This is a genomic window from Cytobacillus sp. Hz8, from assembly GCF_042263505.1.
Classification (GTDB): Bacteria; Bacillota; Bacilli; order Bacillales; family Cytobacillaceae; genus Bacillus_BE.
In genome coordinates, this window is sequence record NZ_JBHKFI010000001.1 from 517,489 (window position 1) to 532,728 (window position 15,240).

The following is a 15,240-nucleotide window of genomic DNA, read 5'->3' on the forward strand; positions in this document are numbered from 1 at the left end:
TTACATATTTTAGGAGGGGGAACATGTCCGTTTTACCGAAAAAAAATGAGTTAGGCTTTTTTGAAATTCGCTTGGAGTCCATTGGGGGTTTAGGTGCAAATTTAGCGGGTAAAATGTTAGCGGAAGCAGGAGTTTTAGGACTTGGACTAAATGGTTCTAACTTTTCTTCCTATGGTTCTGAGAAAAAGGGGTCTCCGGTAAAAAGTTTTATTCGATTTTGTGATGCTAATACTGAAATAAGAGCTCATAGCCCAATTGAGCAGCCACACGTCATTGGGGTTTTTCATGAAGCATTATATAAAACAGTAGACGTCGTAAGTGGATTGTTACCAGATGGAATCGTTCTCGTGAATTCAACAAGAGAATTCGATGAAATTAAATCTGATTTACAGCTTGAATACGGAACATTAGCCATTGTTGATGCGTTAAATATTGCGGTTGAGGAAAAAACAAAAGTTAATACAGCAATGCTAGGGGCCCTTTTCCATATTTGTGATTTTCTTGACCCAGATTCAATGAGAAATGTCATCAGGAAAACCTTTGAAAAAAAATACCCTCATCTAGTTGAACCCAATATTCGAACCTTCAATAGAGGTTATGAGGAAGTTCAATTTAAAACCTATGAAACGCCAAAAGATGCTGAAGGTAAAGCTTTTGTACGTCCAAAACCTATTTTAGGCTACGAAACACAGGAATTAGGTGGAGTGATGACGACTCAAGGAAATAGTATTTTAAAAGATTTAAGCGGTTCTCGCCAAGGGTTTTTACCAGAATGGCATCAGGAAAAATGTATTCATTGTGCTGAATGTGATACGGCTTGCCCAGACTTTTGCTTTGTTTGGGAAGCAGGGGAAGATAAGCGAGGCAGAAAGCAAATGTTCTTAAAAGGCATCGATTATCAATATTGTAAAGGTTGCTTGAAATGTGTTGAGGCTTGTCCAACAAGTGCTTTAGGAGATCTCCGTGAAATGCTTGGATATGCAGAAGCACATAGAGTGAAGCAAAACTTTCCTTATGTTACAGGAGGGGTTCGGTAATGGCAATAATGGAACAAGAATTACAAAACAACAAAATCGCAGAACAAATTACGACATTTGAGTCAGGTAATGAAATGGCTGCTACAGCTGCAGCACAAATCAATTATCATATTATGGGTTATTTTCCAATCACACCTTCAACAGAGGTTGCCCAATTTCTCGATCAAATGAAAGCTCGCGGGGAGCATGATATTAAACTTATAGCTGCTGATGGCGAACATGGCTCTGCAGGTATTTGTTACGGAGCTGCAGCAACAGGAGCCCGTGTGTTTAATGCGACAAGTGCGAATGGTTTCATGTTTATGCTTGAACAGCTCCCTGTTCAAGCAGGGACTCGTTTTCCAATGGTGATGAATCTTGTTACAAGAGCTATTAGTGGTCCGCTCGATATTCGTGGCGATCACTCAGATTTATATTTTGCTTTAAATACCGGCTGGGTCATCTTAACGGCAAGAACACCGCAAGCTGTTTATGATATGAACATCATGGCATTAAAAATTGCTGAGCATTCCAAGGTGCGTTTGCCAGTGATTGTGGCCTATGATGGATTTTTCACTTCTCACCAAAAACGAAAAGTAAATTACTTTAAAGATCGTAAAGTGGTGCAAGATTTTGTAGGGGAATGTCCAACAGATTACAATTTTGCCCGTGATCTTAAAAAACCGGTTACCATTGGGGCTCATATGAACGGGGAAGCATTAATCAATAACCACTTCCAACAATCAGAAGCGATGTATGCTGCAGGTGTTGTGTATCAAGAAGTGGCGGCGGAATACGCGAAACTTTCCGGAAGAAATTATCAAGTGTTAGACTTATATAAAATGGAAGATGCAGATGTTGCGTTATTCCTTCTAAATTCAGCTGCGGAATCAGCCAAAGATGTAGTTGATAAGCTTCGAGAAAAAGGAATTAAAGCAGGTATTATCAGTCCTAATATCATTCGTCCATTCCCAGCAAAAGAAATCAGAGAAGCTTTAAAAAATGTGAAAGCCTTATTAGTTGGAGAACGTGCCGATTCTTATGGTGCTAATGGTCCTAATTTAACCCATGAGGTGAAATCTGCACTGCAAGAGGATAAAAATAATCAAACCATTGTCTTAAGTAGAGTCTTTGGTCTTGGCGGTAAAGATTTTTATGCGGATGACGCTGAAAACTTCTTTAATATGGCGATTGATGCAATGGAAAAAGGATTTGCAGCAAAGCCGTTCGATTATTATGGTCATGTCCCAGGAGATCCAGAGAAAGTATTAAAACCTGTCATTCAACCTCAATCAGGTGATGCCTATAAGACGGGTTTAATTCAAGTTACAATGGATGAAGAAACCAATAAATTAAAGGTGAAGATTCCACCATTAAGAGCGCTTACTGAAAAACCAAAACGTTTAGCGTCTGGTCATGGAGCTTGTCCTGGCTGTGGCATTTTCCCTGGATTGGAATTGTTCTTCAAAGGGATTGAAGGGGATGTTGTTGTATTATACCAAACAGGCTGTGCCTATGTAACAACGACTTCTTATCCATATTCATCCCATAAACAAACGATGATTCATAATTTATTTCAAAATGGAGCTGCGACCTTATCTGGAACGGTAGAAGCCTTCCTTGAATTGAAGCGCCGTGGAGAAATTGAAGTATCAGAGGATGCAACATTTGTGATGATCACGGGTGATGGAGGAATGGATATTGGCATGGGTTCTGCTCTAGGTACTGCCTTGCGAAATCATAAGCTCATCATGCTTGAGTATGATAATGAAGGGTATATGAATACAGGATCCCAAATGTCCTACTCTACACCATTAGGCCATATGACAAGTACGACAAGTGTCGGGAAAACGCAAAAGGGTAAAGCATTCCATCACAAGGATACCGCTCAAATTATGGCAGCATCCAATATTCCTTACGTCTTTACAGGAACGGAAGCATTTCCTCAAGATCTTGTGAAAAAGGCAGCCAAAGCTCAATGGTATGCGCAAAATGTTGGTACTGTTTATGGGAAAATCTTAATCACTTGTCCACTAAACTGGAAATCAGAAGATCGTTTTGGCGGAACCATCATGGAAGCTGCCGTTAACTCATGCTTCTTCCCGCTTTATGAGGTTGAACAGGGAATCACGACGATTACCTATGATCCTGAAGCGAAAAAGAAGAGAATTCCTTTGACAGATTGGCTAAAATACATGGGAAAAACAAAACATCTTTTAAAAGAAGAAAACAAGGAAATATTAGATGATTTTGGTTCAGAAATTGAAAAGAGATGGCAACGATTAAAAGCAAAAAGTGAAAATCCACTTCTATAAAAGCGAGTTTATACAATCATTAAAAAGGCTGATCATATAGGATCAGTCTTTTTAATGATATTTTTTAACATTATGATAATTCAAAACATTTTTTCTTCTCCAAAATTACTTAATTTTCTAGTATAATAAATCTTAATCTAATTACATATTTTTTGAAATAAATGAAAATTAAAACAGGGGGGAAAGAATTGAAAAGGATTTTTCAATCAAAGTCTCATCAATCAAAAGAGAAAAGTAGTAAAAGTCGTGATAATAAAAGAACTTTTTCCTCTTTTCTATCCCATAATCGTTTATGGCTAAAATTAAGGCTTGGCCAAAAATATGGGGTTGCTCTTATGTTAACTATTGGTTTATTTACTATTTCTACATTGATTACATTTCTTTTGCTGACGATAGCAAATGCCAAGATGGAGGATGTCCGAAATACGGGGGAAAAGGCAGTTGCTATTACTGAAGCTGCAGCTGTATTTCATAATAAGGGTAGCATTATCGGCACCTATATCATCGATTCAAAATCAATTTATCTAGATAAATTTGATCAGGTGACGAAACAATTTGATGAGATTAAAAAAGAGCTTCAACCGAAATTGACTACGGCGGAATCCAAGGAAATCTTACAAAAAATTGATGCGTATGACCAAAAAATCACTTCTGTTTTTATTGATGATATTAAACCAGCCTTGCAAAATAATGAATCCTATAAAATTCGCATTGGCAAAGAGCAAGTGGATAATATTGTCTCGCAAACAGATAACAGTATTGATGAGCTTCAAACAACTTTTAAAACAGAACAAAAGGAAGCAATCTCTTCTGCCAAGTCTAGTTTACTCATTGCTATTATCGTCTTAATTATTTCTATTATTATTTCTTCTCTCTTAGGGATTTTAACAATTCTTTTAATTGGAAAGGCTATTTCAAAAAAATTATCTAATATTGTGAGCGTTTCGAATGAAATAGCTTCAGGCAATCTGAAAGTAGATTTTGTTGAATATCGCGGAAATGACGAAATTGCAGAGTTAAGTAAGTCCACAAATGCGATGAAGGAAAGGCTCCAAGGGATGATACAGGAAATTTCTTCTGTTTCTAATTTCGTTAGTGAAAAGAGTGGAGAATTAAATGTGTCCGCTAATGAAGTGAAGGCATCAAGTCAACAAGTTGCTTCTACCATGCAGGAATTATCGGCCGGTGCAGAGGAACAAGCTACCTCCTCAACGGAATTAGCTCACATGATGGAGGATTATCTATTAAAGGTTGAAAATGCTTCAAATAGTGGCGCTTTTGTAAAACAGGTGTCAGATGAAGTGCAATCATTAACCAAGCAGGGGAACGATTTAATCAAAGAATCTCAAGATAAAATGGAAAAGATTAATGTGATCATGAAAGGGTCTGTTGACAAGGTTAAGGAGTTTAATGAAAATACAAAACAAATTTCAAAACTAGGTCAAGTTATTCAAGAAATAGCTGATCAAACAAATCTATTATCATTGAATGCGGCAATTGAAGCGGCGCGTGCTGGTGAACATGGAAGAGGCTTTGCTGTTGTGGCAGATGAAGTACGAAAACTTGCTGAAGGGGTATCTCGTTCTGTATCAGACATTACGAGAATTGTTAAGGAGATTCAGGATGATTCAAGAGATATTGTGGATTCCCTTCAGGACGGCTACAGCTCAGTTGAAGAAGGAACAAGCCAGATAGAGGTTACTGGCCAAACCTTTAGAGAAATTTATCAGTCAGTTAATAAAATGACGAATAATGTAAATGAGATAGCCTTTAATTTAAAAGAGATCTCCGATGGCTCAGAAGCAATGGATAAAAGAATTGAAAATATTGCTTCAGTCTCTGAAGAATCGGCAGCTGGTATCGAACAAACAAGTGCTTCTGTCACGCAAACTAATTTTGCGATGGAAGAAATTTCAGGCAGTGCACAAGCTCTATCCCATCTTGCCGAACAGCTGAATTCAATGATTGCCAAATTTAGATTATAATCTTTTAGGGAAGGATTCCAAAAGTCTGGCTTTTGGAATCCTTTTTTGATACCTTGAGATTGAAAAGATTAATTATCTAAATGGATTAGTTATGCAATTTCTTGATTTTCTAAAATAGAAATGTATAGGAAGGTGGAGGATTTAGATGTATAAAAGAGAATATATGATGTTTGCTTCTGAGATTGATCAGATATTTGTTGTCGCAGAAAATGAAAAAATAGTAGAAATATATCTTGGAAAAGAAGATTTCCTTAATGCGGAAATAGTAGATGAAGTAGCATATAATGAAGAAAATCCTTTGTTGAAGGAGGCGGTCAAACAATTGGAGGAATATTTTCATGGGAAAAGACAGGATTTTTCTCTTCCTCTTGAAATTCAAGGGACAGCTTTTCAACAATCAGTTTGGCAGGAGTTATTAGCCATTCCGTTTGGAGAAACAAGAAGCTATCAAGATATTGCTGTAGCGATAGAAAATCCAAAAGCAGTCAGAGCAATTGGTCAAGCTAATAAAGCTAATCATATCCCGATTATTATTCCTTGCCACCGTGTGATTGGAAAAAATCAGTCTTTAACCGGATATGCAGGGACAAGAACGGATATTAAAGAAAAGCTGCTTTTATTAGAAGGAGCTCATTATAAAAATTAAAGTTAATCGGATTCATATAATGAGAGTGGAACCTCTTTTCATTTGAAGTTCCACCTTTTTACGAAAGAATTCTGCTTTAAAGAATGTCCTTAAAAACGTCTTTAATTGAGAGATATTGTTGATGGTTTAAGATTAATTTCCTGCCAGTTTCAAGTGCCCTTCTTTTAGCTACTAATTTAGATTCTAATGTTTCAATGCTATCTAAATCAGCGACATGAGCGAGACCAATCGTACGACGGATTATTTCACAACCAGCAAATCCAATGGCATCCTTGAAGTATTTTTGTATCAGCTGTTGAAGAAATCCATTTAAATGCTGATATGGTTCAATGGATTGGGTGTTCCATAAATGGGTGAATTTCTCTTGGAATACATTCCAAAATTGCTCGATTTCCGCAAAAATTTTCTCTTTCTTCTGCTCACATGCAATAGCCTGAAATAATAGATTTGCAATCACTTGACCTAAATCAAAACCAGCTGGCCCAAAATAGGCAAATTCCGGGTCAATAATTTTGGTCTCTTCATATGAAGCGAAAATACTTCCGGTATGTAAATCCCCATGCAGCAGAGCTTCCGTTTCTGTGAGGAACTTCTTTTTTAATAGAGCAACCTGTAGCTTTAAGGGCTCATCCTCCCATAATTCTTGTGTATCGTCCTTTAATTCCTCTTCAAATTCATTTGTAGGGGTATCATAGAAGGGATCCGTAAAAATTAAATCTTCTGTAATCTTACATAAATCAGGATTGATGAATTTTGCGACTAATTCCTTTTTCTTTATTGGATTAAGACCATAATCTGATGTGAAAAATAAAGAGTTTGCTAGAAATGTTCCTAAATGATTTGCAAGATGAGGATAATTTTCTCCTTGAATTAGTCCGCTTCTGGCAATAGTCAAATGGGACAAATCCTCCATAACAGTAATTGCCAAGGCTTCATTTGTATAATAAACTTCAGGAATAAAATTGGGGGTTAATGATTTAAATAGCTTTAATGCTTCAGCTTCAATTGTTGCCCGGTTTAAAGATAATGGCCAGCTTTCTCCAACCACTTTTGCATAGGGGAGGGCTTGTTTGATGATAAGGCTCTGTCCATTTTGACGATCTGTGATATGAAAAACATAGTTGAGATTTCCATCCCCGATTTCTTGACAAACTAAATTTGCTTCCTGATTGAAGATATTCAATTTTTTGGCTAATTGTATGGCAGTTTCCTCTGTTAATGGTTCATATGTTTCTTGCTGTAATAAAGTCATCTTTATCCCTCCTGTTTATTGGAGGCCTTTTCTATTCAGCAATAGAAAAGCCTCTTTCTCATCTGAAAGAGGCTTGAAGTTCACAGCTTCGCACCTCTTATCTGTCAGAAAGATTAACTTTCTGTTGGAATTAGCACCGTGCCTTCTGGATTTCTCCGGCGCGCAAATTGCGCCCCATTTCGCAATGGTATTATAGTCGGTTGCTGGGCTTCATCGGGCCAAATCCCTCAGCCTGCTCATGATAAGAGAGTATTTTTAATATTAATACTTTTGAAAAGTATGATAACAAGATTTAAAATAAATTGTCAATTGTTTTTTTGAAATTTAGATAATTTCGGATGAGGGTATACGGACGGGATTTAATAAAACTCAGGTCTTCGATCCTCAAAAACGGGAATCGTTTCACGCACCTCTGTCACTTTATGTAAATCAATCTCCGCATATAAAATTTCCTCTGATTCTCCCGCTTCAGCAACGATTTCTCCCCATGGATCAATCACTAATGAATGACCGGCAAATTGATTGTTCGGATCAGCACCAGAACGATTTACAGCAATCACATAACATTGATTCTCAATTGCTCGAGCAACGAGGAGGGCACGCCAATGGTTTAATCTTGGCAGTGGCCATTCTGCTACAACAAACAATGCTTTTGCCCCGTTTACTGTATGAGTGCGAATCCATTCTGGAAACCGAATATCATAGCAGATACATCCTGATAATTTTTCACCGTTTAATTCAAATAGTCCATGAGAATTTCCGCTCTTTAAAAATTTATGTTCATCCATTAGTCGAAATAGATGGAGCTTACTATACTGATGCACTTCATTTCCTGCTCGATCCACAACAAGGAGGGTATTAAAGACTCCGGTTGCCGTTTTTTTCGGGATTGAACCTCCAACAAAAGCAACATCGAACTTTTTTGCCTGTTTCTTTAAAAATTGTAGCGTAGTTGTAGCTTCCTCATCACTGATTTCATCCAACCTCGTTAAATCATACCCTGTGGTCCATAATTCAGGTAAAACGACTATGTCAGGCTGAAGTTGGGCTGCCTCTTCAATTAATTTTTCTGCCCTTTTATAATTTTGGGACGGATCCCCAAATACGATATCAAGTTGAATACAAGCTATTTTTATCGTCAAAATCAAATCACCTCGAATAAAAAATACTTTACAATTTATTAATTTAGTTATATCATTTGTGACTAGTTTTTCAATACATAATTTTTAGAATAGAGAGAAAGATGGTGGGTGATGAAATGACAAAATTTCCTCAATCTGAATTGTTAAACCATTTACCAAAACAATTTTTTGCTTCTCTTGTAGGTAAGGTTAACTTTTTTTTACAAGAGGGACATGATGTGATTAATTTAGGACAGGGGAATCCAGACCAGCCAACACCAGAACATATTGTGAAAAGGCTGCAAAAAGCGGCAGATGACCCTATTAATCATAAATATTCACCGTTTCAAGGCTTTCAATCTTTAAAAAGAGCAGTGGCGGAATTTTACATGCGAGAATATCAAGTGGAAGTGAATCCTGATAAGGAAGTAGCCATTCTTTTTGGAGGAAAGGCAGGTCTTGTAGAAATTCCTCAATGTCTGCTGAATCCTGGCGATACGGTTTTAGTGCCGGACCCGGGATATCCTGATTATTGGTCAGGGGTCGCACTTGCAAAAGCGAAAATGGAATATATGCCTCTGCGAGAGGAGCATGATTTTTTACCGGATTATACGGAAATCGATGAAGAAACACTGCAACAAGCGAAGCTTATGTTTCTTAACTATCCCAATAATCCAACGGGAGCTGTAGCGACATCTGCCTTTTTTGAAGAAACGGTTGAACTTGCTAGAAAGCAAGGAATTTGTATAGTTCATGACTTTGCTTATGGGGCGATAGGGTTTGATGGAGAAAAGCCTATTAGTTTTTTAGAAACAGAGGGTGCAAAAGAAGTTGGAATTGAGATTTATACTCTATCGAAAACTTATAATATGGCCGGATGGCGTGTAGGGTTTGCGATTGGAAATGAAAGTGTGATTGCTGCGATTAATTTGCTTCAGGATCATATATATGTCAGTTTATTTGGTGGTATTCAAGAGGCTGCAATTGCGGCCTTAACAGAGGATCAGGAATGTGTGCGAAAGTTAAATGTAATGTATGAGCGGCGCAGAAATGTTTTGATTGATGGTCTTCAATCGATAGGATGGCATGTTTTGGCACCTAAGGGTTCATTTTTTGCCTGGTTAAAGATCCCATCTGGGTATACCTCTGAGCAATTTGCCGATTTATTATTAGAAAAGGCTTATGTTGCTGTAGCACCTGGAATAGGATTTGGTCAATATGGAGAAGGTTATGTACGTGTTGGGTTATTGACCTCTGAAGGCCATTTAAGGGAGGCCGTTTCCCGAATCAAAGCATTGAATATTTTTGAAAAAAAGTGATTGACAATTTCATAATAAACTGACATAATCCAAATTAATTTCAATTATTTTTTGATAATCAACATTTTTAAGATAATTTCGTTTTCTTATCAAGAGCAGGTGGAGGGACGAGCCCGATGAAGCCCGGCAACCGACTTAAAACTTTTAAGCACGGTGCTAATTCTTGCAGCAATCGCTGGAAGATAAGGAGATGTTAGTTTGAATCGTGCTAACCTCTTCATATGTGAAGAGGTTTTTTTCGTTTAATTTGCATTGTTTATATGTGAAAAGATGGAATTGGATTTTGCATGGGGAAGGAAGAAGTAAAATGAGTGAAATCATTGCTACATATATTGTTCATGATTCCAAGCATCAACCAGAGAAAAAGGCAGAAGAAATTGCTTTAGGTCTTACCGTAGGATCATGGACAAATCTGCCGAAGCTTGATCAAGATCAACTTCGCAAACATAAAGGTCGAGTGGTTTCAGCTGAAGGACTTGGTGAAGACGAAAATCATCATTTGGTAGCAAAAATTAAAATAGCTTATCCAATTGTAAATTTTACACCGGATCTCCCGGCTATACTTACCACTGTTTTCGGAAAATTATCATTGGATGGAATAGTCAAGTTAGTTGACCTTCAATTCAGTGATGAATTAAAAACCTTTTTTCCTGGACCACGCTATGGGATAAAGGGAATTCGTGAGAAGATTGGCGTTGAAACCCAACCATTATTAATGAGTATTTTCAAAGGTGTTCTTGGTCGAGATTTGAATTATTTACTCTCTCAGCTTAGGGAGCAGGCTTTAGGTCAAGTTGATTTAGTTAAAGATGATGAAATATTATTTGAAAATGATTTAACGCCTTTTTATAAAAGAATTGTTGAAGGGAAAAAGGTTCTTAATCACGTATATGAAACTACTGGACATCGGACTCTTTATGCTGTGAATTTAACTGGAAAAACATTTGAGTTGAAGGAAAGGGCGAGAAGGGCAAGGGAGGCTGGAGCAGATTTACTGTTATTCAATGTTTTTGCTTATGGCATTGACGTTTTGCAGGAGCTTAGAGTGGATTCTGAAATCAATCTCCCATTAATGGCTCATCCAGCTGTAAGTGGGGCGCTCACTTCTTCGCCTAAATATGGAATCTCACATTCCTTATTGCTTGGTAAGTTATTGAGATATGCAGGAGCAGATTTGTCCTTATTCCCTTCCCCGTATGGTTCGGTGGCATTGGAAAGAGAAACGGCGCTAAGTGTTGGAAAGGAATTAACGAAGGAGGATCAATTTCTTTCTTCCTTCCCTGTACCTTCAGCCGGAATTCATCCTGGACTTGTTCCCCTGCTCATTCGCGATTTTGGAATTGATTGTGTCATCAATGCAGGAGGTGGAGTTCATGGTCATCCTGATGGGGCTCGGGGAGGGGGCATTGCTTTCCGTCAAGCAATTCAACTCACCTTGAAAGGAGAATCCTTGCAGGCGAACGCAGACCAATTTCCAGAGCTAAAAAAAGCAATTGATTTATGGGGATGTGTGGAGGTGATGAGCTAAATGAGATCAATAGCTGTTTTTTGTGATTTTGATGGAACCGTAACGGAAACAGATAATATCATTGCCATCATGAAATATTTTAACCCACCTGGTTGGATTCAATTAAAAGATGCAATACTCACGCAAAAGATTTCTGTGAGGGAGGGTGTTGGTTTGATGTTTTCATTATTGCCATCATCTATGAAGGAAGAAATTATTCAGTTTGCTCTTCATAACGCTAAAATTCGCGCCGGGTTTGCAGACTTTATTGATTTTTTAAAACAGGAAAGGATCCCACTGTATATTGTAAGTGGAGGAATTGATTTTTTTGTACACCCTATTTTAGAACCCTTTGTACCTATTGCGGATATCTTTTGCAATGGATCTGATTTTAGTAAAGAATCGATTGAGATTCTATGGCCCCATAGCTGTGATTCTAATTGTGATCATGATTGTGGATGTTGTAAGCCCTCGATCATTCGGGCGCTTGATGGGGATGAATTATACAAAATAGTGATTGGCGACTCCATCACCGATTTGCAAGCAGCAATTCAAGCTGATTTTGTATTAGCTAGAGATTTTTTGTTAGAAAAATGTCAAGAATTCGATATTCCTCATCGTCCATTTACAAGTTTTTATGATTGTATGAAAGAAATTCGAACTAAATTGGAGGTGGTCCGATGAGCGTGATAGAAGAAAAATGGAGTGAATTAGCAGATGTCAAGGAAGAGCTAGCTGCTCGCGATTGGTTTTTCGGTACAAGTGGAAATCTTTCAATCAAGACGAGTGATTTCCCCATCCAATTTCTTGTCACGGCCAGTGGATTAGATAAACGGAAACGAACGAAAAATGATTTCTTATTAGTGGATGAATGGGGAAAACCCGTTCAAGAAACTCATTTAAAGCCATCTGCTGAAACGTTATTACATGTTGAAATATATCGGCTTACAAATGCAGGCTGCTGCCTCCATGTCCATACGATAGAAAATAATGTGATTTCAGAGCTCTATGGCGATATGGGTGTAGTTGGTTTTAAAGGGCAAGAGTTAATCAAGGCATTTGGGAAATGGGAAGAGGATGCAGAGCTTGAAATTCCAATCATTCATAATCATGCTGATATTCCATCTCTAGCCAAAGTTTTTTCGCAACATATTCACGAAAATGCAGGTGCCATCCTTATTAGAAATCATGGAATCACAGTTTGGGGAAAGGATGCATTTGAAGCGAAAAAGATATTGGAAGCTTCTGAGTTCCTATTTTGCTATCATTTAAATCTGCTTCAATTGAAGGCAAACAGGTTGAAAACCGGGTTAAACTCTTAGAATCAAGTAGGGTAATTTCACATCCTACTTTCATAATAAACGAAAAGGGGAATGATCATATGGCTTATATTGTTTTGCAAGATTCAAAAAAAGAAATTAAAAATGAGGAAGATGTTATTGCTTTCCTTGAAAAGCAACAAGTGATTTATGAAAAATGGGATATTAGTAAACTACCTGCTCATTTACAAGAGAATTATTTATTAAAGGAAGTAGAAAAAGAAGAAATACTAGAATTATTCAGCAAAGAAATTAAGGAAATTTCTGATCGAAGAGGTTATAAGGCACAAGATGTTATCTCACTATCGGAGCATACTCCAAATATAGAGCAGCTACTTGAAAGTTTCCAACAAGAGCATCATCATACAGATGATGAAGTTCGTTTTATCGTCAGCGGTCATGGGGTCTTCATTATCCAAGGTCAAGGCGGTGAATTTTTTGAGGTGTTCCTAAACCCTGGTGATTTAATCTCTGTTCCTGAAAACATACGTCATTATTTTACTCTTCAGGAGGATCGAAAGGTAGTTGCAATACGCATTTTTGTCACAACAGAAGGCTGGGTGCCTATTTACGAAAAAAATCAAGTGAATGCTTAATATATAGAATTATGGAAAAAGAAACTGTTGCTAAAAAGTTGTCATCGACATTATTTAGTGACAGTTTTTTCTTTTGAAAAATTTCTGAAAATTGATTTATATAGAATTAAATCTTTGCGAATGACAAATGAGCAAAAATGAAAATGCCCGAGAAAAAGATTGGAAAATAAACAAATGAACAATGACCATAGTTTTTACTTTCTCATCAAATTCTGCGACCATGTGTCTATTAAATCTACGAAGAGAGTCGAATGATATCTGAAATCTATGTCATAATTGTAGGTATTTTCGTATATAGATTAGTGTCGATTGGAAAAACTTTTGAAATATTTTGTCTAATTTTGCGAATCTATTTACATTGCTAGAAATTCTTGTCATAATGCTTGTTGTGGATAAGGAATTGGCAAGTTTGGGAGGAAGAAAAGGTGTATCAAACAAGCAATGAAATACTCAAGCAAATTAAAATAAAGAGAGAAAAAATGATCATTTCGGCAGAAAAAAGCGGGTTTACAAGTGATGATACTTTAAAATATAGTCAAGAATTGGATCAACTTATTTTAGAATATCAGCGGAATTTTCAAGGAGAAATTTATGATAATGAAGTGAATATTTCTATGAGGCAAATGATGTTTGTTTGTCCAAAGATGTGCATTTAAATGATCGTTTGTGAGAAAAAGGATTTTGGATGGATTTACAAGAGAGATAATCATTTAGATATCTTTCTGTAATTCCTTAGGCGGATTATTTGCGAAAAGTGGAAAAAAATGCTTAAACAATTTTACAAAATGTAAATTGTTTAAGCATTTTTTTTCATTAGCTATTCCATTCCTTTAGCTTTTGATCAGATGGTAAAAACATTGTCGTGAGTCCAAGTAATGGTAAAAATCCAGTCATAATAATCGTTTTAGTAAGACCAATGGTGTCTGCTAAGCTACCGAGACCAACAGATCCGATGGCACCCATACCAAAAGCAAGTCCAACTGTAAGACCTGCCATCGTGCCAATTTTTCCCGGTACAAGCTCCTGGGCGTATACAACGGTAACAGAGAAGCTAAGCATCAAAATAAAGCCAGTGACAACGAGCATGATAATCGCAATACTTAATGGCATAAAAGGGATTAAGATCGAAAATGGCGCTGCGCCAATTAAAGATAGAAAGATAATGTTTTTGCGACCAAAGCGGTCTGCTAATGGACCTCCGAAGAAAGTCCCGACTGCACCTGAGACTAAAAAGGCAAATAACAGGATTTGTGATGCCTTAATCGATAGTGAATATTTGTCAATGACATAAAACGCATAGTAATTAGTAATCCCTGAAATATACCAGGAGCGAGCAAAAATAAGGAATAATATTAAGATTAAGGCAAAATAAATAGATTTGGATAATGCCTTAGTAGGTTTAGCACCTTTATTTTCTTTCTTTTTTACTGGCAAGAGTTGAAGTCTATTACTATACCAGTTTGCAATATAAAAAAGAAGTGCCACAGCAGCTGCTGCAACAATTGTAAACCATGCCGCTCCTTTTTGCCCTAGTGGAACGAGAATTAAAGCAGTAATAAGAGGAGCTAATGCCTGACCGGTATTGCCTCCAACTTGATAGATTGATTGAGCAAGTCCGCGACGGCTACCCGCTCCTAAATAGGCAACGCGTGAGCCTTCCGGATGAAACACGGCTGATCCAAGACCAATAAAAATTACGGATAAAAGGATGAGTTCAAATCTAGGTGCGAAAGCAAGACCAAATATTCCAAAAAGGGTGAAGGTCAATCCAATTGGCAAGGCAAATGGAAAAGGCTTTCGATCTGTAATACTTCCGAAAATAGGCTGCAATATGGAGGCAACAATATTTAAGGAAAAGGCAATCATCCCTAATTGAGTATAAGAAAGATGCATCGATTTTTCTAATATTGGAAACATTGCTGGAACTACTGATTGGAGGGAGTCATTTAGTAAATGACAAAAGCCCATTATCAGGAGAATCCGGTATGCCGTAGAACCAGTCTTGCTGGCAAGTGGCTGTTGTATTTTTGCAACTTGATTCATAAACGATACGCTCCTAATCATTAATGTTGTTAATATTTCGTAACCTGAAATATTAAAAGGAAAAGATAAGAATTATTATAACTCTAAATAAATCCAATTTTTATAAAAATCATCATTTTTT

13 protein-coding genes and 2 riboswitches are annotated in these 15,240 nt (G+C 37.1%); of the genes, 10 read left to right on the forward strand and 3 right to left on the reverse strand.

All coding sequences use genetic code 11. The features are described from left to right. Nucleotides 1-23: 23 nt before the first annotated feature. The 4 genes from ACE38V_RS02565 to ACE38V_RS02580 all read left to right on the forward strand — a co-directional run bounded on the left by ACE38V_RS02565 (nt 24) and on the right by ACE38V_RS02580 (nt 5,962). The gene (locus tag ACE38V_RS02565; protein WP_375839565.1) at nt 24-1,037 is read left to right on the forward strand and encodes a 2-oxoacid:acceptor oxidoreductase family protein; all 1,014 of its coding nucleotides are present in this window, start codon (nt 24-26) and stop codon (nt 1,035-1,037) included. Beyond that, nucleotides 1,037-3,331: a thiamine pyrophosphate-dependent enzyme gene (locus tag ACE38V_RS02570; RefSeq protein ID WP_375839566.1), complete on the forward strand. Its 2,295-nt coding sequence runs from the start codon at nt 1,037-1,039 to the stop codon at nt 3,329-3,331. The genes ACE38V_RS02565 and ACE38V_RS02570 overlap by 1 nt, the downstream gene beginning before the upstream one ends. 188 nt (nt 3,332-3,519) lie before the next feature. Then, nucleotides 3,520-5,316 (forward strand): methyl-accepting chemotaxis protein, encoded by a 1,797-nt coding sequence (locus ACE38V_RS02575; protein ID WP_375839567.1) that lies wholly within the window; start codon nt 3,520-3,522, stop codon nt 5,314-5,316. 145 nt (nt 5,317-5,461) lie between these two features. Next, nucleotides 5,462-5,962 carry a methylated-DNA--[protein]-cysteine S-methyltransferase gene (locus ACE38V_RS02580; protein ID WP_375839568.1) on the forward strand — a complete coding sequence of 167 codons (501 nt, stop codon included), beginning with the start codon at nt 5,462-5,464 and terminating at the stop codon, nt 5,960-5,962. A gap of 76 nt (nt 5,963-6,038) precedes the next feature. Here ACE38V_RS02580 and mtnK read toward each other — a convergent pair whose 3' ends face one another. Both mtnK and ACE38V_RS02590 read right to left on the reverse strand, forming a co-directional pair. Beyond that, nucleotides 6,039-7,214, reverse strand: a complete 1,176-nt coding sequence (mtnK, locus tag ACE38V_RS02585; protein WP_375839569.1) for an S-methyl-5-thioribose kinase — start codon at nt 7,212-7,214, stop codon at nt 6,039-6,041. A gap of 94 nt (nt 7,215-7,308) precedes the next feature. Further along, nucleotides 7,309-7,462, reverse strand: a riboswitch (SAM riboswitch). Nucleotides 7,463-7,573: 111 nt separating this feature from the next. Beyond that, a complete protein-coding gene (locus ACE38V_RS02590) occupies nt 7,574-8,362 on the reverse strand; it encodes a carbon-nitrogen family hydrolase (protein WP_375839570.1) in 789 nt (262 codons plus the stop codon). Nucleotides 8,363-8,472: 110 nt separating this feature from the next. Here ACE38V_RS02590 and ACE38V_RS02595 point away from each other — a divergent pair, with 110 nt between their 5' ends. From ACE38V_RS02595 to ACE38V_RS02620, 6 genes are all read left to right on the forward strand, one after another. After that, on the forward strand, nt 8,473-9,654 hold the full coding sequence (locus ACE38V_RS02595) for a pyridoxal phosphate-dependent aminotransferase (protein WP_375839571.1): 1,182 nt from the start codon (nt 8,473-8,475) through the stop codon (nt 9,652-9,654). An 83-nt stretch (nt 9,655-9,737) separates the two neighbouring features. Then, a riboswitch (SAM riboswitch) is annotated at nt 9,738-9,843 on the forward strand. A 118-nt stretch (nt 9,844-9,961) separates the two neighbouring features. Continuing rightward, entirely contained in the window at nt 9,962-11,182 is a 1,221-nt protein-coding gene (gene mtnW, locus ACE38V_RS02600; RefSeq protein ID WP_375839572.1) for a 2,3-diketo-5-methylthiopentyl-1-phosphate enolase, read from the forward strand. Beyond that, nucleotides 11,183-11,845 carry a 2-hydroxy-3-keto-5-methylthiopentenyl-1-phosphate phosphatase gene (locus ACE38V_RS02605; protein ID WP_375839573.1) on the forward strand — a complete coding sequence of 221 codons (663 nt, stop codon included), beginning with the start codon at nt 11,183-11,185 and terminating at the stop codon, nt 11,843-11,845. It abuts the gene before it with no gap. Beyond that, the gene (locus ACE38V_RS02610; RefSeq protein ID WP_375839574.1) at nt 11,842-12,483 is read left to right on the forward strand and encodes a methylthioribulose 1-phosphate dehydratase; all 642 of its coding nucleotides are present in this window, start codon (nt 11,842-11,844) and stop codon (nt 12,481-12,483) included. Before ACE38V_RS02605 ends, ACE38V_RS02610 begins: the two co-directional genes overlap by 4 nt. A gap of 59 nt (nt 12,484-12,542) precedes the next feature. Continuing rightward, entirely contained in the window at nt 12,543-13,076 is a 534-nt protein-coding gene (locus tag ACE38V_RS02615) for a cupin domain-containing protein (protein ID WP_375839575.1), read from the forward strand. 425 nt (nt 13,077-13,501) lie between these two features. After that, nucleotides 13,502-13,732, forward strand: coding sequence for a Spo0E family sporulation regulatory protein-aspartic acid phosphatase (locus ACE38V_RS02620; protein ID WP_375839576.1), 231 nt, complete (start codon nt 13,502-13,504; stop codon nt 13,730-13,732). A gap of 157 nt (nt 13,733-13,889) precedes the next feature. On the opposite strand, the gene ACE38V_RS02625 is transcribed toward ACE38V_RS02620, so the two are convergent. Next, the gene (locus ACE38V_RS02625) at nt 13,890-15,119 is read right to left on the reverse strand and encodes an MFS transporter (RefSeq protein WP_375839577.1); all 1,230 of its coding nucleotides are present in this window, start codon (nt 15,117-15,119) and stop codon (nt 13,890-13,892) included. Nucleotides 15,120-15,240: the final 121 nt, after the last annotated feature.

What these genes read in the sequence shown, in the direction of transcription:
- ACE38V_RS02565 (WP_375839565.1), top strand. Translation starts at nt 24, where the DNA reads ATGTCCGTTTTACCGAAAAAAAATGAGTTAGGCTTTTTTGAAATTCGC.
- ACE38V_RS02570 (WP_375839566.1), top strand. Translation starts at nt 1,037, where the DNA reads ATGGCAATAATGGAACAAGAATTACAAAACAACAAAATCGCAGAACAA.
- ACE38V_RS02580 (WP_375839568.1), top strand. Translation starts at nt 5,462, where the DNA reads ATGTATAAAAGAGAATATATGATGTTTGCTTCTGAGATTGATCAGATA.
- mtnK (WP_375839569.1), bottom strand. Translation starts at nt 7,214, where the DNA reads ATGACTTTATTACAGCAAGAAACATATGAACCATTAACAGAGGAAACT.
- ACE38V_RS02595 (WP_375839571.1), top strand. Translation starts at nt 8,473, where the DNA reads ATGACAAAATTTCCTCAATCTGAATTGTTAAACCATTTACCAAAACAA.
- mtnW (WP_375839572.1), top strand. Translation starts at nt 9,962, where the DNA reads ATGAGTGAAATCATTGCTACATATATTGTTCATGATTCCAAGCATCAA.
- ACE38V_RS02605 (WP_375839573.1), top strand. Translation starts at nt 11,183, where the DNA reads ATGAGATCAATAGCTGTTTTTTGTGATTTTGATGGAACCGTAACGGAA.
- ACE38V_RS02610 (WP_375839574.1), top strand. Translation starts at nt 11,842, where the DNA reads ATGAGCGTGATAGAAGAAAAATGGAGTGAATTAGCAGATGTCAAGGAA.
- ACE38V_RS02615 (WP_375839575.1), top strand. Translation starts at nt 12,543, where the DNA reads ATGGCTTATATTGTTTTGCAAGATTCAAAAAAAGAAATTAAAAATGAG.
- ACE38V_RS02625 (WP_375839577.1), bottom strand. Translation starts at nt 15,119, where the DNA reads ATGAATCAAGTTGCAAAAATACAACAGCCACTTGCCAGCAAGACTGGT.